The following is a 22808-nucleotide window of genomic DNA, read 5'->3' as shown; positions in this document are numbered from 1 at the left end:
CGATCGGGTGAATCGGTAGAATTCAGACATGGCGGATAGGCCTCTGGCACCGACAGCGCCCGTACTCGTGCTGGAGACCGAGTCGGGCTCCACGGTGATGACTCCCGGCCGCGACTACCACGTGGGCCGCGACCCCCTCAGCGATGTCGTCCTCGACGACGCCCGGGTCTCCTGGCACCACGCCGTCCTGCATCCCGCCGGCGACCACTGGACCCTCCAGGACGAGGGCAGCACCAACGGCACCTACGCCGACGGCCGACGCATCCGCGCCCGGGACGTCGGCCCCGGCACCGAGATCCGCTTCGGCAACATCGCCGACGGCCCCCGCGCCGTCCTCCTGGACCGCCCCCGGCCCGCCCCGGAACGCCCCTCGGCCGTGTCGATGCCCGCGCTCACCGGCACCTTCCGGCAGCCGACCACCGTGCGCCCGGTACCCGCCCGTACGGTCCGCATCGGCCGCGCCCCCGACAACGACCTCGTCCTCGACGACCTCGTCGTCTCCCGCCACCACGCCGAGCTGCGCGCCCTGCCCGACGGCGGCCACGAGATCGCCGACCTCGGCAGCCACAACGGCACCTACCTCAACGGCGGCGCGATCACCTCCGCCCCGGTGGGCCCGGGCGACGTCATCGGCATCGGGCACTCGGCGTTCTGCCTGGTCGGCGACGAGCTCCAGGAGTACGTCGACACCGGCGAGGTCTCCCTGGAGGTGCAGGACCTCACCGTCGCCGTCGACCGCGGCCGCAAGACCCTCCTCGACGACGTCTCCTTCCCGGTGGGGGAGAAGTGCCTGCTCGCCGTCGTCGGACCCAGCGGCGCCGGGAAGTCCACCCTCCTGAACGCGCTCACCGGCCAGCGGCCCGCCGACCACGGCACCGTCGTCTACGACGGCCGCGACCTCTACCGCGACTACGCCGAACTGCGCCAGCGCATCGGCCTGGTCCCGCAGGACGACATCCTGCACGCCCAGCTCACCGTCCGCGCCGCCCTGTCCTACGCCGCCGAACTGCGCTTCCCGCAGGACACCGCGAAGGCCGAACGACAGGCCAGGGTCGACGAGGTCATCCGCGAACTCGGCCTCGAACAGCGCGCCGGACAGCCCGTGCACAGCCTCTCCGGCGGTCAGCGCAAGCGGGTCAGCGTCGCCCTGGAACTGCTCACGAAACCCTCCCTGCTCTTCCTCGACGAACCCACCTCGGGACTCGACCCCGGCATGGACCGCTCGGTCATGCACATGCTCCGGGGGCTGGCGGACGACGGCCGTACCGTCATCGTCGTCACCCACAGCGTCCTCAGCCTCGACGTCTGCGACCGCCTCCTGGTCCTCGCGCCCGGCGGCCGGATCGCCTACTACGGGCCGCCCGAGGACGCCCTCGCCTACTTCGGCTTCACCGAGTGGCCGGAGGCGTTCGAGGCGTTCGAGCGCGACCGGGACCGCGACTGGGCCGGCGACTACGCCGCCTCCCCGGCGCACCGCCGCTACGTCGTCGACGCCACCGCCCAGCCTCCGCTGGACCGCACCGGACCGGTCGTCATCACCCCGCCGCGCCGGCCCCGCAGCCGCGCCGCCCAGCTCGGCACCCTCGTCCGCCGCTACACCGCGGCCCTCGGCGCCGACCGCACCTTCCTCATCATCATGATCGCCCTGCCGTTCGTGATGGGCGCCATGGCCCGCGCCCTGGCCGGCGGCGAGCTGACCCGGGACACCGCGATGAACGCGCTGCTCATCCTGTGCGTCGGCGCGGTCCTCACCGGCGCCGCCAACGCCGTGCGCGAACTGGTCAAGGAACGGGTGATCTACCGGCGCGAGCGCGCCGTCGGCCTGTCCAGATCGGCGTACCTGATGTCCAAGGTCGTCGTCCTCGGCACCGTCACCGTGTTCCAGGCCGTGGTGCTGACCCTCGTCGGCCTGCTCGGCGTCGACCTCAACGCCCCCGGCGGCGAGGGCGTGCTGATGCCACCGCTGGTGGAGATCACCGTCGCCGTCGCCCTGCTCGCGTTCACCGCGATGATGCTCGGCCTGCTGGTCTCCGCGCTGGTGCGCAAGGAGGAGGTGACGATGCCGCTGCTGGTGCTGCTCGCCATCGTCCAGGTGGTGTTCTGCGGCGCCCTGCTGAAACTCGACGGCGTCCCCGGCCTGGAGCAGCTCGCCTGGCTGGTGCCCTCGCGCTGGGCCCTGGGCGCGATGGCCGGCACCGTAGACCTGGCGCGGATCGTGCCCGGCGAACTGACCGGCGACCCGCTGTTCCGTCACTCGGCGGGCGTGTGGCTGCTGAACATCGGCATGCTGATCGTCCTGTCCGTGCTCTTCGGCTGGCTGGTCTCCCGGCTGCTGCGCCGCCAGGAACCCGTCGTGATGCGGAAGTAGGCCCCACCGTGACGATGACGACCCCCGGCTTCCGTCCCACCCACGTCGCCCCCGCCCACGGCATGCCCGCCTGGGTGGCGCCCGACCCCGCCCGGCCCACAGTGCCCCTGGACCCGCTGCTGCCGGTCCAGCTCCTCGAACGGCGCGGCGACTGGGGCCACATCCTGTGCGCCAACGGCTGGTCGGCCTGGGTCGACGGCCGCCATCTGGTCGCCGTGCCCCAGGACCCGCCCACCCCCGACGCCGCCCTGGCCCGCACCGCCGACCCCCGCCCCCACCTCACCCGCACCGAGCAGGCCCTGGCCCGCTACCGCGCGGCCGTGGAGGACCTCGCCGCCGGCGGCCTGGACGGCGAGTCCTTCCGCGCCCGCACCCACGGCCTGCGCATCGGCGTGGTCGTCGAGGGCGAGCACGTCTGGCTCTACGACACCGACCACGGCCGCTGGGTCTACGCCGACGGCATGAGCCTGAGCACGTTCACCACCGACGCGGCACCCCGCGCCGAAGCGGCCGACCGCGACCACACCGCCACCCAGGTGGTGAACCCCGATGGCCCGTGAGACGAGCCTGTTCTCCGGCCGTCCCTCCGAACTGATCGGCCGGCAGGTGGCCGGCTACCGCATCGAGGCGGAGATCGGCCGCGGCGGCATGGCCGTCGTCTACCGCGCCCGGGACCTGCGCCTGGACCGGACGGTCGCGCTGAAGCTGCTCGCCCCCGAACTCGCCCGCAACGACACCTTCCGCCGCCGTTTCACCCATGAGTCCCGGGCCGCCGCCTCGATCGACCACCCGCACATCGTGCCGGTCTTCGAGGCGGGCGAGACCGACGGCGTCCTGTACATCGCCATGCGGTTCGTGGCCGGCAGCGACCTGCGCCACCTGCTGGACCGCCAGGGCCCGCTCACCCCCGCGACGGCCGTCAGGATCGCCGCCCAGGTGGCCTCCGCGCTCGACGCTGCCCACGAACACGGCCTGGTCCACCGCGATGTGAAGCCCGGCAACATCCTGGTCGCCCGCGGCACGGACAGCGACCACCCCGAGCACGCCTATCTCACCGACTTCGGACTGACGAAGAAGTCGCTGTCCCTGACGGGGTTCACCACCGTCGGCCAGTTCGTCGGCACCCTCGACTACGTGTCGCCCGAACAGATCTCCGGCAAGCCCGTCGACGCCCGCTGCGACGTCTACGGCTTCGCCTGCGTCGTCCACGAGTGCCTGGCCGGGCAGCCGCCCTTCCGGCGGGACGACGACATGGCACTGCTCTGGGCCCACCAGTACGACGAGCCGCCGCCGCTCACCTCCCTGCGGCCCGACCTGCCGGTCCGGGTCGACGGGGTGTTCGCCAAGGCGCTGGCCAAGAGCCCCGACGACCGGTACGACTCCTGCCTCGCCTTCGTGGCCGCGCTGCGCGCCGCGCTGCAGGGCGATCCGGAGCGGGTCCACCCGCCGACGCGGGTCGATCTGAGGGCCGCGGAGGGCCCGGCGGAGGGCCCGAAGCCACCGCCGCGCTGGGCGGAGCCGTTCTTCGGCGGCAGGTGACCGACAGGGCTGGGCCGGCCCGACCCGGCCCGCGTACGGCTCAGGGGCGCCGACGTCGGCCAGGCCGTACTCAGGACGCCCTGTTCAGGGACGCCGTACCGGCCGGGCGAGCAGCCCCCCGAGGAAGCCCCCGGCCAGGCCCCACAGCAGCGCGAAGCCCAGCGCGCCCCACACCTGCGGCTCCAGCAGCAGCTCCCCGCCCAGATCGCCCCCGAGGTCGCCGATGCCCAGCACCGAGAGGCCGTAGTGCGCGGAGAGCCGGCCGACCAGGCAGATCATCAGCACCGTCAGCGCCAGCGCCACCGCCAGATGCACCGCGTGCTGCCAGACGCGCATCCGGCGCGGCGAGCGGGCCGCCGACACGAACCCGGCGGCCAGCACCAGCACCGCGTCCACCGCCACCAGCCACCACACCCGGCCGTCGTACTCGGCGAGCGTGCTCAGATTGAGCGTCGCCGTCTCCGAACCCCGCAGCACCTCGTCCAGGACATGCGGCATCGGCAGGTCGAACGGGCCGTCGACCCTGCCGTCCCAGGTCGCCCCGAGCCCGATCGTGAAGGCGAGCCAGACCAGATTGGGCAGACCGAGCAGGATGACGGCGAGGGTCTCCCGGGCGTGGCCGCGGGTGGCCGCCACGACCACCCCGATCACCACACCGACGGCGACACACACCAGCAGCAGCACGACCATGGCGTACGCCGCCGGACGCACCGACTCCTGGAAGCGCAGCAGCCGGGGCGGCAGCGGAGCGCCGCGGGAGACCAGCAGAGCCAGCACCACCACACCCGCCAGCCACAGCAGGCCGAAGAACAGGGTCGGCGGCACGTCGGTGCGGAACCCCACCTTCGGCGAGATGCCGAACAGATCGCCCAGGTCCGCCAGGGTGTCGTCGCCGAGGGAGACGGTGAAGTCCTGGCGGGCGGCGAGGGCCACGCCGAGCAGCGCCGCCAGCCACAGCACCGCGATCCGGGCGGCCCAGCCCAGCAGCTCGCGGGCGCCGGCCACGGCCCGGTGCCGCAGCGGCCGCAGGAAGCCGGCCGCGATCACCAGTGCGCCGACGAGCGTCACGGACAGCGGCATCACGGTCAGGCCGGCGGCCGACTCGGCCAGTCCGCCCGCGTCGCCCGACATCTCCACGGTGCCGCCGACGGCGGTGACCACGGTCGCGGCCACGACCCGGGGAAAGGCGTTGTCCGGCAGGCCGGTGGCACCGGCCGCCCACAGGCCCAGGGCGGCGACCACACCCATGGCCAGCAGTCCGGCCAGCACCACGGCCACGGCCTGCGGCCAGCCGTGGCGGGCCACCGCCTGGTCGGAGGGGGTGCGTGCGCTCACCCTGCCACGCTAAGCAGCACCTTCGGGGCGCGCCTGCCGGGAGGGCCGTCCGGCGGTCCGCTTGCGGACCGTGCCGCACCGGCGCACACAATGGTGACGATGTGGAAGAAACGGCACACCGTGCGAACGCCGTGAGGTCCCGCATCGGGAAGAAGGGCTCGTGAGCGTCGAACCTCCGTCCTCGGGCCGACCGACAGGACCCCCCTCGGGTCCGCTGTCCGGACCCTCGCAGCCTCCTTCCGGGCCGCCCTCACAACCCCCGTCGCAGCCGCCCCCGCCGCCGACGGGAACCGGCGGCGGTGGCGGGGCGCCGGAGCCGGAACCCCACCGGGCCTGGTGGCGTTCGGCGCCCCGGATCGCGGTGCTGACCACGGTCGTGGTCGCGGCCGTGGTGCTCGCGCTGGTCTTCAGCCGGGGCGACGGCGGCGGCGGCTCGGGCGGCGAGGTCTTCCTCCAGGCGGCCGGCGAGAGCGGCCCCGACCCCTTCACCGAGTCCGCCGCGACGGACAGCTCGGCCCCGCCGGTCACCCCGTCCCCGGCCACGCCGACCGCCACCGGCAACACCGTCCGCGGTGTCGACGGCGGCGCCCCCGGCCTGTACGGCGGTACCCGCAACACGGCCAGCTGCGACGTGGAGAAGCAGATCAAGGCACTCCAGGGGGAGCCGGAGAAGAACGACGCGTTCGCGTCCGTCGCCGACGTGGAGCCGGCCGGTGTGCCGGCGTACCTGCGCGACCTGACCCCGGTGCAGCTGCGGCTGGACACCCGGGTCACCAACCACGGCTACCAGGACGGCAGGGCCACCCCCTACCAGGCCGTCCTCCAGACCGGCACCGCCGTCCTGGTCGACGACCGCGGGGTGCCCCGGGTGCGCTGCGCCTGCGGCAACCCGCTGACCCCGCCGGTCGCCCAGCAGTCCACGCCCAGGACCACGGGCGACTCCTGGCCCTCGTACAACCCCTCGAACGTCGTCGTGGTCGCACCCTCCACGACGGTCGTCAACGTCTTCGTGGTCTACGACGACGAGCACGACGACTGGTTCCGCCGGGAGTCCGGCGACACCGGGCACAAGGACAAGAAGACCGACCCGCCCGCCCACCGGCCCTCCGTGTCACCGAGCACCCCGCCCTCGAAGTCGCCGTCCACCGGCACCACGATCACCTGCCCGGGCACCCCGACCGCGACGCCGACCGGCGACCCGCCGAACTGCCCGCCGACCTCGACGGCGCCCTCCGAGCCGACCACGCCCCCGACCTCAGAGTCCCCCTCGGAGCCGTCCTCCGAACCCCCCTCGGTGCCGGAGAGCGCCGACACCTCCTCCGCCGAGGCGCCCGCCTCCGAGTCGCTCCCCGCCAGCGGCAGCCCGCTCTCTCCCGCGAGCTCGCCCGAGGTGTGACGCACCCGGCGCTCGGCAGGGGGACTGCCGGGCGCTTCACGGGGTACGAGCCCTGATGCAGCAGCGTCCGGCCGGGCCGGCTTCCGAGAGAGAAACGCATGATCGAACACGACGGGGCAGTGATTCCTACTGATTTCGACGTGCCCGTGGAGCCGCTGAGGAGGGCGGCCCACTACACCGGTGAGCCGGGGTGCATCGCCGAGGCCAGGGCCTTCGCCGCGGGCTTCCTCGACCGGCTGCGCACCGAGTGGTGCGCGGCGATCGGCGAGCGGACCCACGAGGAGATCCTCCTGGTCGTCAGCGAACTGGTCACCAACGCCGACCGGCACAGCAACGGCCCCTACATCCTCGACCTGGAGGGCACCGACGCGCGGGTGACGGTGTCCGTCTACGACAGCAGCGCCGCACTGCCCCGCCGCTTCCCCAGGGACCCCGAACGGGTCGGGCGGCACGGTCTGGAGATCGTGCACGCGCTGGCGGCCGAGGTCGCCGTCGAACACGTCCCGGTCGGCAAGCGGGTCCGCGCAGCGATGTGGCTGAGCGACCGCTGACCGGCGGCGCGCCCGTCAACCCCCTGTTCGCGCCCGGCGATTCTTCCGAGGGCAGAACGCCCCGGCCTTCCCCCCACGGCCACGGCTCCTAGGCTGGGAGGGTGAGCGACCAAGCGCCGAACCAAGCCCGTGTCATCCCGCTGCGCCCGTCCGCGCGCCCGGAGTCCGCACGCCGGGGACCCGCGCGCCAGGACCCGCCCCGCAAGGACCTCGCCCGCAAGGAACCCGCGCGCCCGCAGCCCGTCGCACCCGCGCCCGCCCCCAGAGAACCCCTGTGGCGGGACCTCGTCGGCGACGTCCTGCGCCGGGAGCGCCTCGACCAGGAGCGCACCCTGAAGGACGTGGCCGACGCCGCCCGGATCTCGATGCCCTACCTCTCCGAGGTGGAGCGGGGCCGCAAGGAGGCCTCCTCGGAGGTCCTCGCGGCCGCCGCGCACGCCCTCGGCCTCGGCCTCGGCGACCTGCTCTCCCGGGCCCAGGGCGAGCTGGTCCGGCTCACCTCCCGGCACGGCACGGTCCGAAGCCGCGGGGCCGGTTCCTCCTACGACGGACTCTGCCTGGCCGCCTGACCGCGGGTGCCCGGCGTCTCACGTCCTGACGAGGCGCCGGGAGACCACCTCGTCGGCCAGCCCGTACGCCACGGCCTCCTCGGCCGTGAACACCTTGTCGCGGTCCATGTCGGCGCGGAGCGTCGCGGGGTCGTGGTGGGTGTGGCGGGCCAGCACCTCCTCGACCTGGCCCCGGATCCGGACCATCTCCTTGGCCTGGAGGGCCAGGTCGGAGACCGTGCCCTGGCGTCCGCCGCTGGCGGGCTGCCCGAGGAGCACCCGGGCGTGCTCCAGCACGAACCGCCGCCCGGCGTCCCCGCCGGCCAGCAGCACGGCCGCCGTGGACGCCGCCTGCCCCACGCAGAAGGTGGAGACCGGCGCCTGCACGTAGGTCATGGTGTCGTAGATCGCCATCAGCGAAGTGAACGATCCGCCGGGGGAGTTGAGGTAGATCGCGATCTCGTTCTCGGGTGCCGCCGACTCCAGATGGAGGAGTTGCGCGATGACGACATTGGCCACCCCGTCGTCGATCTCGGTGCCGATGAAGATGATCCGCTCGTTGAGCAGCCGGCTGAAGACGTCGAAGGAGCGCTCGCCCTGCGGGGTCCGCTCGATGACGTTCGGAATCGTGTAACTCCCCATGTCTACAGTCCCATCCGTCGCTTGGAGGCCGCCGGGCGTACGTCGGTGAAGGACTCCACCACCCGGTCGACCAGGCCGTACTCCCTGGCCTCCTCGGCCGTGAACCAGCGGTCCCGGTCGCCGTCCCGGGAGATCGTCTCCGGGCTCTGGCCGGTGTGCTCGGCGGTGAGCCGCTCGATGGTCCGCTTGGTGTGCTCCAGGTTCTCCGCCTGGATCTCGATGTCCGCGGTCGTGCCGCCGATTCCGGCCGACGGCTGGTGCATCATGATGCGCGCGTGGGGCAGGGCGAACCGTTTGCCGGGTGCGCCCACGCTCAGCAGGAACTGGCCCATGCTGGCCGCGAAGCCCATGGCCAGCGTCGAGACGTCGTTCGGGATCAGCCGCATGGTGTCGTAGACGGCGAGGCCCGCGTGGACCGAGCCGCCGGGGCTGTTGATGTACAGGCTGATGTCGGTGCGCGGGTCCTCGGCGGAGAGGATCAGCAGCTGCGCGCAGACCCGGTTCGCGGAGACCTCGTCGACCTGGGTGCCCAGCAGTACGATCCGCTGCCCCAGCAGCTGGGCGGCCAACTGGTCGTCGAACCGGCTGGGCGGGGTGTCGCCCTCCTCGGCCCGTGGCGCGAGCGCGGTGAACGGGGTCATGGGTGCCCTCCTCGTCGTGGTGCGGATGCCGTCCACCCCACTGTCGGCCGCCCGACCCGTTCACCGGGGATTTCTCTGCCCGGGGCAGATTCGCCATCGGCAGAGCGGCCCGCCGGGCGGGCCGTCGCGACGGCCGTACGGGTCAGTCCGCCGCCCGGCCGATGAGTTCCGGCGCCAGGACCGGTCTGCAGAGGTGACCGTGTTCCGCACCCAGGAGGTACCGATGGCCAGCACCGGATTCACCACATGTCTGTGGTTCGACAACGAGGCCGAGGAGGCCGCGCACCACTACGTGTCGATCTTCAAGAACTCCGGCATCGGGAAGATCGCCCACTACCCCGAGGGCGCGCCCCGCCCCGCGGGCACCGTGCTGACCGTGGAGTTCACGGCCAACGGCCACCGGTTCCTCGCGCTCAACGGCGGCCCCGAGTTCAAGTTCAACGAGGCCGTCTCCTTCATGATCCTCTGCGAGGACCAGGAGGAGATCGACCACTACTGGACCAGGCTCACCGAAGGCGGCGGCGAGCCCGGCCCGTGCGGCTGGCTGAAGGACAGGTACGGGGTGTCCTGGCAGGTGATCCCGGACACCCTGGAAGCCATGACGACCGACCCGGACCCGGCCAAGGCGGCCCGCGCGACCCAGGCGATGCTCGGCATGGGCAAGCTCGACATCGCGGCCCTGCGCAAGGCGTACGAGGGCGAGTGAGCGCGGCCGCGCCCGGCGTCCGTGGCACCGGACGCCGGGCCCGCCTCACACCCGGTCGGCGGCGATCAGCAGGTACTGGAAACTGCCGTTCCGGTACGCGCCGAGGAACGTCTCCTCGATGCCGGTGACGAGGTGCTCGGCCTGTTGGCGCAGCTCCCAGTAGGGGATCGTCGCCGCGGTCAGGTCCTCCACATGGACCGGCACCAGCCGGTTGCGCGCCATCGCCCGGAAGTAGGCCGAGCGGGGATGGATGTCGCAGATGTAGTGCGCGTTGATCAGCGACACCTCGCGCGAGGCGCGCCCGTAGGTGTCGTTGTAGCAGCCGGTGATCACCACATAGCGTCCGCCGCGGCGCAGCAGCCGGGCGTGCTCGGCGAAGAGCAGGTCCAGCTCGACGTACATGGTCGACTCGTTGTTCCACGAGGCCGCGTACCCGCCCGTGGGCAGGCCGGTGTCGAGCATGTTGCGGCAGTGGTAGCGCACCCGGTCGTCGATGCCCCGCTTGCGGGCCTGCTCGTTGGCGAACTCGGCCTGCTTCTCGGAGAGGGTGACCCCGTCGGCCCCGCAGCCGTGGCGCAGATGGGCCACGACGCTGCCGCCGCCACGTCCGCAGCCGGCGTCGAAGACCCGGTCGGCGGGGGTGAGCGGGCCGAGCCGCTCGGCGAGAAGCTCGGCCTGCGCGTGCTCCAGACGGTGCAGTTCGGCGGTGATCCGCTCCTGGCGCAGTTCGGGGTCGGGCTCGTCGAGCACCGACACGTCGGCGGCGCCGACGCCGTAGTGGTGGTGGTAGAGGTCGTCGATCTTCCCGAGTTCGAGGTTGACCGGGTTCTCCTCGGCGTTCCAGTAGTCCGCCACGCGGTTCTGGTACGAGGACTGGGACGGCACCGGCACGGTCGTGGCGCCGACTTCGGTGGAGCTCAACGCGGATTCCTCCTGGTGTCTCTGACGTTGTGTCAGGGTGGGGGTTACCAGTAGTCGGGCAGGTGGTAGCGGTGGCTGTTGGTGGCGTGCCACTCGTGGTTGCCGGCGACCCAGGCCGCGAGCCCGCCGGTGTAGCGCTCGACGAGCGGGGACAGGGCGGAGACCGCCGCCGCCTCCTCCTCGAAGGCGGTCATGATCCGGTTGTGGATCTCGACGGACTCCAGATAGGCGGCCCTGAGCCCGCACCGCTCCTCGGCGGCGACCACCACGGGCAGGTTCGGATGGGTGGGGTCGCTCGCCAGCTCCTTGGTGAAGGAGTACAGGTCGTTGACGATCGTGGTGGCGTTGCAGGCCAGCGCCGTCACCCGCTGGATCTCCGGCCGGGCGTACAGGGCCTCGGGCAGCTCGTAGCCGTCGACGGCGTCGACCAGCGACAGGCAGGGCCGGAAGTTGTTGAACTGACGCATCGTCAAGTACTCCCAGACGTGCGGCATGTGGCCGGTCTCCGCCCAGGCCGCCTCCCCGAGGTAGCCCAGGTGCAGCCGGGCGATGTCGTGCACCAGCCGCCCGGTCTGGCTCGGCGTGGCGAACGCGGCGTACTCCTTGAGCGCCCAGTGGTACGAGCGCAGCGGCCCGTCCGCCTGGACGCCGTGGCGCCAGCGCTCCTCCGTGGCGGGGTCGCCGTGGTACGGGTCGAGCGCCGACTGGGCGATGACCAGCCGCCCGCCCAGACCGCGCGCCGACGCGCCCCGGCCCTCGGAGACCTCGCAGTAGCAGCTGTCGACGACGTTCTCGGCGAGGAGCAGCTTGCCGGCCGCGGTGAGGCGGTCCAGGTCGGCGGCGCCCGGGTGCTGGAGCGCCACCGCGCGGCCGAAGCCGAACCCCGCGAAGTCGCCGGACCACGCGGCGGGGAACAGGTCGAGGGCGCGGGCCCACGCCTCCAGCCGCAGATCCACCTCCGCGGCCTTCTTGGGGTCGGCCGGCACCGCGGGCCGGTACAGCAGTCCGGGTACGGCCCCGGTGCGCCGGGCCCGCACCGAGCGGGCGAGGTTGGGGGCGCCGGGCGCCCGGAACGTGGACGTGCTCATACGGGTACTCCGCCCGGTCAGTCGGCCGTCCGGCCGATCTGGACGTTCTCCAGGATTCCGGCGGCGTCCGGCACGAGGATCGCGACGGAGTAGTAGGCCGTGACGAGGTAGCGCAGGATCGCGGCCTCGTCGATGCCCATGAACCGCACGTTCAGGCCCGGTTGGTACTCCTCCGGGATCCCGGTCTGGTACAGGCCCACCACGCCCTGGTCGGCCTCGCCGGTGCGCAGCGCGATGATGCTGGTGCTGTGCCGGGGGCCGATCGGGATCTTGCCGCACGGCAGCATCGGCACGCCCCGCCAGGCGGGCACCTCGTGACCGTCGACGGTCGCCGTGCCGGGCACCAGACCGCGCCGGTTGCACTGGCGGAAGAAGGCCGCGATGGCCTTCGGGTGGGCCAGGAAGAGCCGGGTCTTGCGCCGCATGGAGAGCAGCTCGTCCAGGTCGTCCGGGGTCGGCGGCCCGCCGAAGGTGCTGATCCGCTGGTCGTAGGCGGTGTTGTGGAGCAGCCCGAACTCCCGGTTGTTGACCAGCTCCCACTCCTGGCGCTCGCGGATCTCCTCGATGGTGAGCCGCAGTTGCTGCTCGGTCTGGTCCATCGGGTCGTTGTAGAGGTCGGCGACCCGGGTGTGCACCCGCAGCACGGTCTGGGTCAGGGACAACTCGTATTCGCGCGGGGCGAGTTCGTAGTCGACGAAGCCGCCGGTCAGGGTGGGTTCGCCGCTGTGGCCGGCCTGGACCGGCACATCGGCCTCGCCCTTGCGGTTCATGGGTTTGCTCTGCCGCTCGGCGTACGCGGCCAGTTGGGCGGCGAGCGAGGGGGCGCGGTCCACGTACTCCATGAGCGAGTCCCAGGGCAGGACGAGCACCACCCCGGCCGTCTCCGCGCGGACCGAGCTGAGCCAGAGCGGGTCGGCCCGGCCGACCGCCTCGTCGCCCATGCCCTCGCCGTCGGTGACGACCCCGATGACCTCCTCCTCGCCGTACTTGCCGGCGGTGAAGCGGGTGAAGCGGCCGTGCACGACGAGATACGCCTCGGTGACCGGCTGCCCGGCCTCGAAGAGGACCTGGCCCGCCCGCACCTCGCGGACCCGGAACCGGGAGGCGATCTCGCGCAGCGCCTCGGTGTCGGTGTAGCCGCGCAGCACCGGCAGCTCGGTGAGGGTCTCGGGGATGACCCGGACGTCGTCCGCGCCGTTCTGGTCGAACTGCACCCGGCCGCGGCCGATGCTCAGCTGGAGCCGCCGGTTGACCCGGTAGGCGCCGCCCCGCACATCGACCCAGGGCAGCATCTTCAGCAGCCACCGCGAGGTGATGGCCTGCATCTGGGGTTCGGACTTGGTGGTCGTGGTGAGCTGGCGGGCCGCTCGGGTGCTGAGGCTGGTGAACGGGCGGGTGGGGGTGGCGGGGTCGTCGACTTCGGGATCGGCGGCACTTTCGGGTGCGGACACGGGTCCCTCCCTGGAGGGGGGCAGGGGGTGGGCGGGGGGAACGGCGCCCCGGTGGCGCGAGGTGGACAGCGAGCGCTGCCTGTACACAAGGCAAACAGCGCCGGGTGACTGCCGGGAACCGCGTGAAAGGGGCGGTTTCGCGCGCCGGATGTGCAAACCCCCCGATCGGGGCGGAGCCGGTCCCAGCGGATGATCGCGCGCCGGTCCACGGGCCCCGGACGGCCGGCGCGCGGGGCGCGCGCGAGCCGCGTACGAAGGTCACCGCGCGCGGGCCGCCGCAGCGCCGGTTCCTCCTGGTCCGTGGTGGATCATCCGTTCGGCGCGCGCTCCGCGCGGGGGGTGGCTAGCGTGTGGAAGCGGACCCGGAACCTACTTGGAGAGGCCGCGCTCATGGCCGTACAGCCAGAGGGAACCCCCTGTTGGGCCGACGCGATGTTCGGTGACGTCGAGGGAGCCAAGCGCTTCTACGGCGACGTCCTGGGCTGGACCTTCGCCGAGTCGTCGTCGGAGTTCGGCGACTACACCCAGGCGTACGCGGACGGCAAGGCGGCCGCCGCCGTCGTCCCGCCCATGCCCGGCCAGGAGGGCGCGTCCCAGTGGTGCCTCTACTTCGCCTCCCCCGACGCCGCTACCACCGCCGCGCGGATCCGGGAGAGCGGAGGCGAGGTGCTGATGGAGCCGATGCGGGTCGGTGACTTCGGCACGATGTGCCTGGCCCGCGACCCCGGCGGGGTCGTCTTCGGCGTGTGGCAGGGCGGTACGCACGAGGGCTTCGAGGCGACCGGGGAGCAGCCCGGCGCGTTCTGCTGGGCCGAGGTCTTCACCCGGGAGCCCGACCGGTCCGACGCGTTCTTCCCGGCGGTGTTCCCCGGTTACACCGCACGGCAGATGGACGACGACGGGATGGACTTCCGGATCTTCAACGTCGGCGAGGCGCCGGTCCTCGGCCGGATGAGGATGACCGAGGAGTTCCCGCCCGAGGTGCCGGCGTACATCAACGTCTACTTCAGCGTCGCCGACTGCGACGCGGCCGTCGCGAAGGCCACCGAGCTGGGCGGGATCCTGCGGTTCGGGCCGATGGACAGCCCCTTCGGCCGGTTCGCCGCGCTGAGCGACCCGCAGGGCGCGAACTTCTCGGTGATCGACGTCACCACCACCCAGGGGGAGATGCCCGAGCTCACCGACGTCTGAGCGGTCACCCCGTCGGCCCATGGCATGATCGGCACATGCGTGAACGAGCAGTGGCCGCGTGCGACGGGGCTTCGAAGGGAAATCCCGGTCCCGCCGGCTGGGCCTGGGTCGTCGCCGACGAGACGGAGACCCCGGCCCGCTGGGAGGCCGGCCCGCTCGGCAAGGCCACCAACAACGTCGCCGAGCTGACCGCCCTGGAGCGGCTGCTCGCCGCCACCGACCCCGGCGTGCCCCTGGAGGTCCGGATGGACTCCCAGTACGCCATGAAGGCGGTCACCACCTGGCTGCCCGGGTGGAAGCGCAACGGCTGGAAGACCTCCGGCGGCAAGCCGGTCGCCAACCAGGAACTCGTCGTACGCATCGACGAACTGCTGGCCGGCCGCTCGGTGGAGTTCCGCTACGTGCCCGCCCACCAGGTCGACGGCGACCGCCTCAACGACTTCGCCGACCGCGCGGCGAGCCAGGCGGCCACCGCGCAGGAGGCCGCGGGCAGCGACCACGGCTCGCCCGAGCCGCCGCCCTCCCCGGACACCCCCGCCAAGACCCCGCGCCGCCGCCCCGCTGCCGCGAAGAAGAGCGGCGGCTCGTCCTCCGCGCGCACCATCAAGGCGAAGTTCCCCGGCCGCTGCCTGTGCGGCCGCTCCTACGCGGCGGGCGAGCCGATCGCCAAGAACCCGCAGGGCTGGGGCCACCCGGAGTGCCGCACGGCCGAGGGCTGAGCCCGGTCGCACGGCGGCCCCACGGCCGGGCGCCGAGCGCCGGTCCGGCTCAGGCGGCGTCGAAGGTGTAGTGCGGCGTGTGGTCCAGCAGGTCCGCCGGCCGTACGTCGTTCCACGGCTTCATCGTGTCGCCGAGGTCGACCACGTCCGGGGTGCCCGCGGCCGGCAGATAGCCGGAGCGGGGGTGGCGGCGCTGCCAGTCCGCCCACAGCTTGTCCACGAAGGCGTGGTGCAGCCAGAACACCGGGTCGTTGGGCGACACCCCGGTCGCCATCTGGCCGCCCACCCACACATGCACCCGGTTGTGCAGGTTGACCCCGCGCCACCCCTCCAGATGGTTGCGGAAGCCGTCCGAGCCGCTGTTCCAGGGCGCCATGTCGTACGTCTCCATGGCGAGCACCGAGTCCACCTCGGCCCGGGTCGGCAGCGGGCGGCCGCCGCCGAGGGCCCGGCGCAGATAAGTACGGCCGTCGATAAGGACGTTGACCGGCCAGTTGCCGGACGCGGCGGCGAACGGGCCGTCGGTGACCCGGCCGTCCAGGCTGCGCCCGGTGCCGCCGAGGAAGTCCGGTGCCCACAGCGAGGCCCGCGGGGTGCGGTCGACGGTCCAGTCCCAGTACGGCAGTGCCACCGACGCGTCGACCGCCTGAAGGGCCCGCTCGAAGTCGAGCAGGAATCTGCGGTGCCAGGGCAGGAAGGACGGCGAACGATGGCCGGTGCGCTCGCCGTTGTCCGTGTCGGACACGATGAAGGCGTTGTGGGTGGTGACGAACTCGTCGTAGCGGCCGGTGCGCTTGAGCTCCAGGACGGCGGCGACGAAGCGGCGCTTCTCGTCGGCGGTCAGGGTCGCCTGGTTCTTGCGGACAGTCATGTGCGAAGGCTCCCGAAAGTGCTGGAAGGGCGGGTCAGTTGGCGGGGAAGGGCAGCAGTGCGGCGCCCTGGAGCTCGTCCACCGCGGCCCGTGCCGCGGCGCGCGGCGTGGCCACCGGGTCGTAGTGGCTGACGACGCTGATCCAGCTGCCGTCGGCGTTGCGCATCACATGCAGCTCCACCCCGTCCACGAGGACCGCATAGCCGCCGCCGTGGTCGTGGTGGCCCCCGCCGTGATCGCCGTGGCCGCCGCCCGGGCGTGACCGGCCCTGTATCCGGCGGCCCTTGTAGACCTCGTCGAAGGGGGCGGGCGAGGAGCCGTGGTGACCCGCGGCCCGGGCGGTCGGGGCGGTGAGCGCGGCGGCGGTGGGGGTGGCGGCGAGGGCGGCAGCGGCGGTGAGCGCGCGGCGGCGGCTGAGTTCCGGCATACGGATCTCCCGGTTCGGTCTCGGACGGTGACCCCGTATGCCTATCGGGAGCGGTGGGACCGGGAGAAATCGCTCGGAAGCGGTTGGCTGCGATCAGGACAATTACCCACATGTCATACAGGGTTGAACAAAGATGATCTTGGCTCCGGCGATGGAGGTCGCCCCCGGAACGGGCAATTCCTTCCCCTGGAGGGCCTGGTTCGGGTGATCCTTGCCCCGCCCCCGCGTCGCCGGTGGCCCAGGTCACCCCCGGAAGGTGACGCGATCCGGCGGCCGGGCCGGAGGTCACCCCGCTGCTACTCTCCGTCTCGCAATGAACGCATCGAGTGACTCCAAGGGGTGCGCGTGAAGGTCGCCTGTGTCGGAGGCGGGCCCGCCGGCCTGTACCTGTCGATCCTGCTCAAGCTCCAGGACCCGTCCCACGACATCACCGTCCACGAGCGCAACGCCGAGGGCTCGACGTACGGCTGGGGCGTCACCTACTGGCGCCCACTGCTCGACAGGCTCCACGCGCACGACCCGGACTCCGCCCGCGCCCTCGCCGAGCACTCGGTCAGCTGGACCGAGGGCGTCGCCCGGGTGCGGGACCTGACCACCCGGCACCCCGGCGACGAGGGCTTCGGCATCGGCCGGCACCGGCTGCTGGACATCCTCGCGACCCGGGCCCGCTCCCTCGGCGTCCACGTCGAGTACGAGCGGGAGGTCGACGCCGCCGCCCCGCCGCCCGGAGCCGACCTGGTCGTGGCGAGCGACGGCGTGCACAGCGCACTGCGCGGCCGGCACGCGGACCGCTTCGGCACCGAGATCCGCGAGGGCCGCAACCACTACATCTGGCTCGGCACCACCAAGGTCTTCGACGCCTTCACCTTCGCCTTCGTGGAGACCGACCACGGCTGGATCTGGGCCTACGGCTACGGATTCGGGCCCGACCACAGCACCTGCGTCGTCGAATGCGCCCCCGAGACCTTCACCGGACTGGGCCTGGACCGCGCCGACGAGGCCGAAGGGCTCGCCCTGCTGGAGAAGCTGTTCGCCGACACCCTCGACGGCCACGCCCTCATCGGCCGCTCCCCGGCCGACGGCAGCTCGCCCTGGCTGCACTTCCGCACCCTGACCAACCGCACCTGGCACCACGGCAACCTCGTCCTGCTCGGCGACGCCGCCCACACCACCCACTACTCCATCGGCGCCGGCACCACCCTCGCCCTGGAGGACGCCATCGAGCTGGCCGGCGCCCTGCGCGAGCACACCGCACTGCCCGACGCCCTCGCCCACTACGAGCGGGCCCGCAAACAGGCCCTCCTGCCCCTGCAGAGCGCGGCCCGCTACAGCGCCCAGTGGTACGAGAACCTGCCCCGCTACATCCGGCTGCCCCCCGAGCACATGTTCGCCCTCCTCGGCCAGCGCCACTCACCGCTGCTGCCCCACGTCCCGCCCCAGCTCTACTACCGCCTCGACCGGGCGGCCGGACAGCTCGACTCGCTGCGCCGGCTCAAGCGCTGGCTCGGCCCCAGGCTCGCCCGCACGGTCCAGGCACGCTCGCTGACCTCGCGGAAGTAGCCGTACGGCGCCCGCCCCGCGCGGCCGGCACGCGGGGCGGATGACAGACTGGCGCCATGGAAGAGCGCACATTCAGCAGGTCACAGCAGCACGCCTCCGTGATCGGTCTCGGCACCTGGCAACTCGGCGCCGACTGGGGCGACGTGGACGACAAGGAAGCCCTCCGGGTGCTGGAGGCGGCGGCCGAGGCCGGGGTGACCTTCTTCGACACCGCCGACGTCTACGGCGACGGCCGCAGCGAGGAGACCATCGCCTCCTTCCTGAGCGGCCGGCCCGATCTGCACGTCATGGTCGCCACCAAGATGGGCCGCCGGGTCGAGCAGATCCCCGAGAACTACGTCCTGGACAACTTCCGCGCCTGGAACGACCGTTCCCGCCGCAACCTCGGCGTCGACCGCATCGACCTGGTCCAGCTGCACTGCCCGCCGACCCCCGTCCACTCCACCGACGAGGTCTTCGACGCCCTGGACACCCTGGTCGCCGAGGAGCGGATCGCCGCCTACGGCGTGAGCGTGGAGACCTGCGCCGAGGCGCTCACCGCCATCGCCCGGCCGGGCGTGGCCAGCGTGCAGATCATCCTCAACCCGTTCCGCATGAAGCCGCTGTACGAGGTGCTGCCGGTGGCCCGGGAGGCGGGCGTCGGCATCATCGCCCGCGTCCCGCTCGCCTCCGGTCTGCTCTCCGGGAAGTACACCAAGGACACCGTCTTCCCCGAGAACGACCACCGCACCTACAACCGGCACGGCGAGTCCTTCGACCAGGGCGAGACCTTCTCCGGCGTGGACTACGCGACGGGCGTCGAGGCCGCCGTGGAGTTCGCCGCCCTCGCCCCCGAGGGCTTCACCCCGGCCCAGCTGGCCCTGCGCTGGATCGTCCAGCAGCCCGGTGTGACCACCGTGATCCCCGGCGCCCGCTCGCCCCGGCAGGCCCGCGCCAACGCGGCCGCCGCCGAGCTGCCGGAGCTGTCGCAGGAGACCCTCACCGCGATCCGCGATCTCTACGACCGCCGGATCAAGGAGCAGGTGGAGAACCGCTGGTGAGCGTTTGACCCGACGGCGGCTGGGCACTCGGGCCGCATGGTGGAGACGGCAGGCAGACGCGAGACACGCGACGGACGCGACGAGACCGAGGAGGAGCGCGCCGACCGCAAGTGGGCCGAACTCCTCCAGGAGGTCCGGGTCGCCCAGATGGGCGTACAGATCCTCTTCGGTTTCCTGCTGACGGTCGTGTTCACCCCGACCTACGCGGACCTGGGCGACACCGAGAAGACCATCTACCTCGTGACCGTCGTGGTGGGCGCCGCCGCCACCGGAGCGCTGATCGGCCCGGTCGCCCTGCACCGGGTGGTCTCCGGACGGCGGATCAAGACGCACGCGGTGACCTGGGCCGCCCGGCTGACCATGGTCGGGCTGGTTCTGCTGCTGGCCACCCTGACCTCCTCGCTGCTGCTGATACTCCGGGTGGCCACCCACGACGGCTACGTGCCGTGGCTGGTCACCGGTGTCGTCGCGTGGTACCTGCTGTGCTGGTTCCTGCTGCCGTGGTGGGTCCGGAGCCGCTACACGTCGGACGACTGAGCCGCAGCGCGGCGAGCCGCCGGTCGTGCAGCCGGCTGAGCAGCAGCAGCGACAGGCTCGCCCCGATCAGCGCGCAGAACATGTCCCACTGGGTGTCCCAGACGTCGCCCTGGGTGGCGAGGAACGCGTCGGCGGCCTCGCCGCCGATCACCGCGGCCGCCCACTCCAGCATCTCGAAGACGGCGCTGAAGGCCAGACAGGCGCAGACCGTCAGCGGCGCCAGCCAGCCGCTCCCCGTCAGCGGGGAGGTCCGGCGGAGCAACTCCCGTACCAGCAGGGCCGGGACGAAGCCCTGCATCAGATGCCCGAACCTGTTGTACGGGTTGCGCTCCAGGCCGAAGGTGTCGCGGACCCAGTCGCCGAGCGGCACCTCGGCGTAGGTGTAGTGGCCGCCCACCAGCAGCACCAGGGCGTGCGCGGCGAGCAGGCAGTACAGCAGGTCCGTCAGCGGGAAGCGCCTGCGGGTCAGGAACAGCAGCGGCAGCCCGGCCAGCACCCACACCGTCTCCAGGAACCAGGTCGCGCGGTCGTGCGGGGACCAGGCCGAGAGGGCCAGAGCCGCGACCACCACCGCGGCCGACAGGGCGGGCAGCGCGGGACGCGGGGAGGAGAGGGCAACGGGCATCGGGGGCTCCTTGTCGTGGGAGCCCCATCGTGGCCGGGCGCCGCCGCGGCGGCATGAGTACGGCTACTCAGCCGCACCCGCGTTCCGGGCCCCGCGCAACTCGGCGATGCACGAGGCGATCGCCCGCTGGAGATCCTCCAACTGCTGCACCATGTCGTCCTCGACGAACTCCTGCGCGTCGTCGAAGGTCAGCTCCTCGAACACCTTCGTCGCCTTCTGCAGGCTGCTGTAGAACTTCGTCCGCCGTTCCCGGACCCGCAGTTCGGGGTCGGCCTCCACCGTCTCGGCGACCAGGCCGCGCATCGTCTCGTAGGCCTCGCCGGCCCACACCCCGGCGTCCTCGTCCTCGTCCAGCTCGTCGATCAGCGACAGATGCCGCTCGGCCTCCTGCCGCAGGTCGGCGGGGGCGTCGATGGTCTGCCCGGCGGGGGTCTTGACCTGCCCGGACTCCGCGATCTGGCGGACGTAGCCGATCCGGTCGGCGGCGCGGCTCTCGCTGGCGACGGCCTTCTTCAGGTCGTCCGTGCGCACCACGTCGCGGGCCAGCTCCGCCTGGAGGTCCGGGTCCTCCTTGAGGCGGTCCAGGAGCGCGCTGCGGGCCGCGCGGGCGGTGGAGGGGTCGGCGAGGATGGCGGCGCGCAGCGCGGTGGGGTTCTCCGCGACCTCCAGCGCCTTCGTCGGCCGGATGCCCTCGGCCTCGGCGGCCTCGGCGATGGCGGTGCCGCGCTCGGAGGTCGCGCTGTTGCGGGAGACGTAGTAGCTCAACCACAGCTCGGCGTCCGGGAGTTCCACCTCGGCGCCGGGCTGGAGCGCCTCGAAGTGCGGGACGACACCGTCGTCGGCGGCCCGGTCCCAGGCCTTGTAGTAGCGCATCACCCGATCCGGGGAGCACCCGGCGAGCTCGGCGAACTCCTTCGCCGACACCTTCGGGGTCTCCTCGGCGCCCTGGCCGCCGGGCCGCACACTGCGCGCGACCATCAGGCCGAAGGCCCAGCCGCCGGTACGGGCGTACACACCGAACTCGCGCGCGTCACGGGCGACGAGGTCGGACAGCGGCGCGGGGGACGTCTCGGACGGGGCGAGCGCTAGGGTCACGGAGGACTCTCCTGAGAGGCTGGGCCGGGCTGGGGGACGCACGGGTGCAGACCGGAAGCCTATATGCGCCTGCATGCGACGGTTTGCCGAGCAGCCGGTGTGTCCGGCCCACGGCATCCGGCCGCACAGGGGTACGAGCCGTCGCCCCGCTGGGTAGGGAAGCCCCCATGACGACTCGCTCACTGCCCACGGCCACGCCCGCCTCCCAGGGCGTCGACGCCGCCGGACCGCTGGCCTTCCTCGACGCGCTGGAGGCCGATCCGGACATCGAGCCGCACAGCCTCATGATCATGCGGCACGGCCGGCTGGTGGCGTCCGGCTGGTGGGCGCCGTACACGGCCGAGCGCCTGCACCTGGTGTACTCGCTCAGCAAGAGCTTCACCTCCACCGCCGCCGGGTTCGCCGTCGACGAGGGGCTGCTGGACCTGGACGACCCGGTGCTCTCCTACTTCCCGGAGCTCGACGCCGAGGTCACCGACCCGCGCAGCCGCGCGATGCTCGTACGGCATGTGGCGTCGATGGCCAGCGGGCACGAGGCGGACACCGTCGACCGGGCGCACGCCCTGGACCCCGAGGACCTGGTGCGCGGGTTCCTGCTGCTGCCGCCCGAGCGGGACCCGGGGAGCGTGTTCGCCTACAACCAGTGCGCCACCTTCACGCTGGGGGCGATCGTCCAGCGGGTCACCGGGCAGTCCCTGACCGGCTATCTCCGGCCCCGGCTGTTCGACCCGATCGGCATCGGGGAGGCGGCGTGGCTGCGGGACCGGTCCGGCCGGGAGCTGGGCTTCAGCGGACTGCACGTCACCACCGACGCGATCGCCCGGCTGGGCCAGCTCTACCTGGACCGCGGGATGTGGCAGGGCCGGCGGGTGCTGCCGGAGTCGTGGGTGGCCCGGGCGAGCCGCCCGTGGGTCGCGACCGAGGGGGCGGCCGTGAACGCGGACTGGCGCCAGGGCTACGGCCTGCAGTTCTGGGCCTCCCGCCACGGCTACCGGGGCGACGGCGCGTACGGCCAGTTCTGCGTGGTGCTGCCCGAGCACGACGCCGTGATCGCCACGACCGCGGCGACCGTGGAGATGCAGCGGATGCTGGAGCTGGCGTGGACCCATCTGCTGCCCGCGTTCGGCCCGGAGCCGCTGTCCGGCCGGGAGGCGGCCGACGCTGCCCTGGCCGAGCGGCTGGCGGGGCTCGCGCTGCCCCCGGCCCCCGGCAAGACCACCACCGGGGACCGGCCCCCCGTGGTGCTCGGCTCCGGGGCGACCACCCTGGAGGTGGACGGCGACCGGATGACCCTCGTACGGGACGGCCACCGGCTGGAGCTGGCGGCGGCGCAGGGCGGCTGGAGCGTCGCCGAGGGGCCGGTCCCCACCGCGGTGAGCGGCGGCTGGACCGACGCCGACACCCTGGAGGTGGAGGTGCTCTTCCTGGAGACCCCCCACCGGCTCGCCCTGACCGGCTCCCTGCGCGCGGGCACCCTGGAGGCGCGCTGGCGCACCGAGCCGCTGCACGGACGGCCGCTGCACGCGATGGGCGCGCCCCGCCGGTCAGTCTGAGGCT

General features: G+C 72.8%; 23 protein-coding genes. 13 read left to right on the top strand and 10 right to left on the bottom strand.

Features of this window, described 5'->3' with window-relative positions; genetic code table 11:
- The first annotated feature begins 28 nt into the window (after positions 1-28).
- Genes ABT296_RS19065 through ABT296_RS19055 form a run of 3 tightly spaced genes read left to right on the top strand, consistent with a single transcriptional unit; the run spans position 29 to position 3907 of the window.
- The gene (locus ABT296_RS19065) at positions 29-2368 is read left to right on the top strand and encodes an ABC transporter ATP-binding protein/permease (RefSeq protein WP_351928712.1); all 2340 of its coding nucleotides are present in this window, start codon (positions 29-31) and stop codon (positions 2366-2368) included.
- A gap of 14 nt (positions 2369-2382) precedes the next feature.
- Positions 2383-2928: an SH3 domain-containing protein gene (locus ABT296_RS19060; RefSeq protein WP_351928913.1), complete on the top strand. Its 546-nt coding sequence runs from the start codon at positions 2383-2385 to the stop codon at positions 2926-2928.
- Positions 2918-3907: a serine/threonine-protein kinase gene (locus ABT296_RS19055; RefSeq protein WP_351928710.1), complete on the top strand. Its 990-nt coding sequence runs from the start codon at positions 2918-2920 to the stop codon at positions 3905-3907. Before ABT296_RS19060 ends, ABT296_RS19055 begins: the two co-directional genes overlap by 11 nt.
- A gap of 84 nt (positions 3908-3991) precedes the next feature.
- Here ABT296_RS19055 and ABT296_RS19050 read toward each other — a convergent pair whose 3' ends face one another.
- Complete coding sequence (locus ABT296_RS19050) at positions 3992-5242, bottom strand: streptophobe family protein (RefSeq protein WP_351928708.1); 1251 nt, start codon at positions 5240-5242, stop codon at positions 3992-3994.
- A 160-nt stretch (positions 5243-5402) separates the two neighbouring features.
- Between ABT296_RS19050 and ABT296_RS19045 the strand changes: the two genes are divergently transcribed.
- The 3 genes from ABT296_RS19045 to ABT296_RS19035 all read left to right on the top strand — a co-directional run bounded on the left by ABT296_RS19045 (position 5403) and on the right by ABT296_RS19035 (position 7758).
- Complete coding sequence (locus ABT296_RS19045; RefSeq protein WP_351928706.1) at positions 5403-6638, top strand: DUF6777 domain-containing protein; 1236 nt, start codon at positions 5403-5405, stop codon at positions 6636-6638.
- Between the two features lie 98 nt (positions 6639-6736).
- Positions 6737-7189, top strand: coding sequence for an ATP-binding protein (locus tag ABT296_RS19040; RefSeq protein WP_351928705.1), 453 nt, complete (start codon positions 6737-6739; stop codon positions 7187-7189).
- A 101-nt stretch (positions 7190-7290) separates the two neighbouring features.
- Positions 7291-7758: a helix-turn-helix domain-containing protein gene (locus ABT296_RS19035; protein ID WP_351928703.1), complete on the top strand. Its 468-nt coding sequence runs from the start codon at positions 7291-7293 to the stop codon at positions 7756-7758.
- A gap of 18 nt (positions 7759-7776) precedes the next feature.
- On the opposite strand, the gene ABT296_RS19030 is transcribed toward ABT296_RS19035, so the two are convergent.
- A complete protein-coding gene (locus ABT296_RS19030) occupies positions 7777-8379 on the bottom strand; it encodes a ClpP family protease (RefSeq protein ID WP_351928701.1) in 603 nt (200 codons plus the stop codon).
- Positions 8380-8381: 2 nt separating this feature from the next.
- A complete protein-coding gene (locus ABT296_RS19025; RefSeq protein ID WP_351928699.1) occupies positions 8382-9020 on the bottom strand; it encodes an ATP-dependent Clp protease proteolytic subunit in 639 nt (212 codons plus the stop codon).
- Between the two features lie 223 nt (positions 9021-9243).
- Here ABT296_RS19025 and ABT296_RS19020 point away from each other — a divergent pair, with 223 nt between their 5' ends.
- Entirely contained in the window at positions 9244-9726 is a 483-nt protein-coding gene (locus ABT296_RS19020) for a VOC family protein (RefSeq protein ID WP_351928697.1), read from the top strand.
- 45 nt (positions 9727-9771) lie between these two features.
- Here the strand turns inward: ABT296_RS19020 and ABT296_RS19015 are convergent, their stop codons facing one another.
- From ABT296_RS19015 to ABT296_RS19005, 3 genes are read right to left on the bottom strand one after another with little or no spacing between them, the layout of a single operon-like run.
- Positions 9772-10647, bottom strand: a complete 876-nt coding sequence (locus ABT296_RS19015) for a geranyl diphosphate 2-C-methyltransferase (RefSeq protein ID WP_351928695.1) — start codon at positions 10645-10647, stop codon at positions 9772-9774.
- A gap of 44 nt (positions 10648-10691) precedes the next feature.
- Positions 10692-11735, bottom strand: a complete 1044-nt coding sequence (locus tag ABT296_RS19010) for a family 2 encapsulin nanocompartment cargo protein terpene cyclase (protein WP_351928693.1) — start codon at positions 11733-11735, stop codon at positions 10692-10694.
- Positions 11736-11752: 17 nt separating this feature from the next.
- Positions 11753-13186, bottom strand: coding sequence for a family 2B encapsulin nanocompartment shell protein (locus tag ABT296_RS19005; protein WP_351928691.1), 1434 nt, complete (start codon positions 13184-13186; stop codon positions 11753-11755).
- Between the two features lie 390 nt (positions 13187-13576).
- Between ABT296_RS19005 and ABT296_RS19000 the strand changes: the two genes are divergently transcribed.
- Both ABT296_RS19000 and ABT296_RS18995 read left to right on the top strand, forming a co-directional pair.
- On the top strand, positions 13577-14377 hold the full coding sequence (locus tag ABT296_RS19000; protein WP_351928689.1) for a VOC family protein: 801 nt from the start codon (positions 13577-13579) through the stop codon (positions 14375-14377).
- A 35-nt stretch (positions 14378-14412) separates the two neighbouring features.
- Positions 14413-15096 (top strand): ribonuclease H family protein, encoded by a 684-nt coding sequence (locus tag ABT296_RS18995; protein WP_351928687.1) that lies wholly within the window; start codon positions 14413-14415, stop codon positions 15094-15096.
- Between the two features lie 49 nt (positions 15097-15145).
- On the opposite strand, the gene melC2 is transcribed toward ABT296_RS18995, so the two are convergent.
- Complete coding sequence (gene melC2, locus ABT296_RS18990) at positions 15146-15967, bottom strand: tyrosinase MelC2 (protein WP_351928685.1); 822 nt, start codon at positions 15965-15967, stop codon at positions 15146-15148.
- A gap of 34 nt (positions 15968-16001) precedes the next feature.
- The gene (gene melC1 / locus ABT296_RS18985; protein WP_351928683.1) at positions 16002-16394 is read right to left on the bottom strand and encodes an apotyrosinase chaperone MelC1; all 393 of its coding nucleotides are present in this window, start codon (positions 16392-16394) and stop codon (positions 16002-16004) included.
- Between the two features lie 339 nt (positions 16395-16733).
- Here melC1 and ABT296_RS18980 point away from each other — a divergent pair, with 339 nt between their 5' ends.
- Genes ABT296_RS18980 through ABT296_RS18970 form a run of 3 tightly spaced genes read left to right on the top strand, consistent with a single transcriptional unit; the run spans position 16734 to position 19531 of the window.
- The gene (locus tag ABT296_RS18980) at positions 16734-17954 is read left to right on the top strand and encodes an FAD-dependent monooxygenase (protein WP_351928681.1); all 1221 of its coding nucleotides are present in this window, start codon (positions 16734-16736) and stop codon (positions 17952-17954) included.
- A 56-nt stretch (positions 17955-18010) separates the two neighbouring features.
- A complete protein-coding gene (locus tag ABT296_RS18975; protein WP_351928679.1) occupies positions 18011-18994 on the top strand; it encodes an aldo/keto reductase in 984 nt (327 codons plus the stop codon).
- Between the two features lie 36 nt (positions 18995-19030).
- Positions 19031-19531 carry a DUF6328 family protein gene (locus ABT296_RS18970; protein WP_351928677.1) on the top strand — a complete coding sequence of 167 codons (501 nt, stop codon included), beginning with the start codon at positions 19031-19033 and terminating at the stop codon, positions 19529-19531.
- Here the strand turns inward: ABT296_RS18970 and ABT296_RS18965 are convergent.
- Both ABT296_RS18965 and ABT296_RS18960 read right to left on the bottom strand, forming a co-directional pair.
- The gene (locus tag ABT296_RS18965) at positions 19449-20156 is read right to left on the bottom strand and encodes a DUF2238 domain-containing protein (protein WP_351928675.1); all 708 of its coding nucleotides are present in this window, start codon (positions 20154-20156) and stop codon (positions 19449-19451) included. The two genes, ABT296_RS18970 and ABT296_RS18965, sit on opposite strands and share 83 nt — an antisense overlap.
- A gap of 63 nt (positions 20157-20219) precedes the next feature.
- Positions 20220-21251 (bottom strand): hypothetical protein, encoded by a 1032-nt coding sequence (locus ABT296_RS18960; RefSeq protein WP_351928674.1) that lies wholly within the window; start codon positions 21249-21251, stop codon positions 20220-20222.
- Positions 21252-21418: 167 nt separating this feature from the next.
- On the opposite strand from ABT296_RS18960, the gene ABT296_RS18955 reads away from it, so the two are divergent.
- On the top strand, positions 21419-22804 hold the full coding sequence (locus ABT296_RS18955; protein WP_351928672.1) for a serine hydrolase domain-containing protein: 1386 nt from the start codon (positions 21419-21421) through the stop codon (positions 22802-22804).
- Positions 22805-22808: the final 4 nt, after the last annotated feature.

Source organism: Streptomyces sp. NPDC000983 (genome assembly GCF_040299205.1).
In the GTDB taxonomy this organism is placed as follows: Bacteria; Actinomycetota; Actinomycetes; order Streptomycetales; family Streptomycetaceae; genus Streptomyces.
Note: the sequence above shows the minus strand (reverse complement) of the source record. Positions and strands in the feature narration are given on the sequence as shown.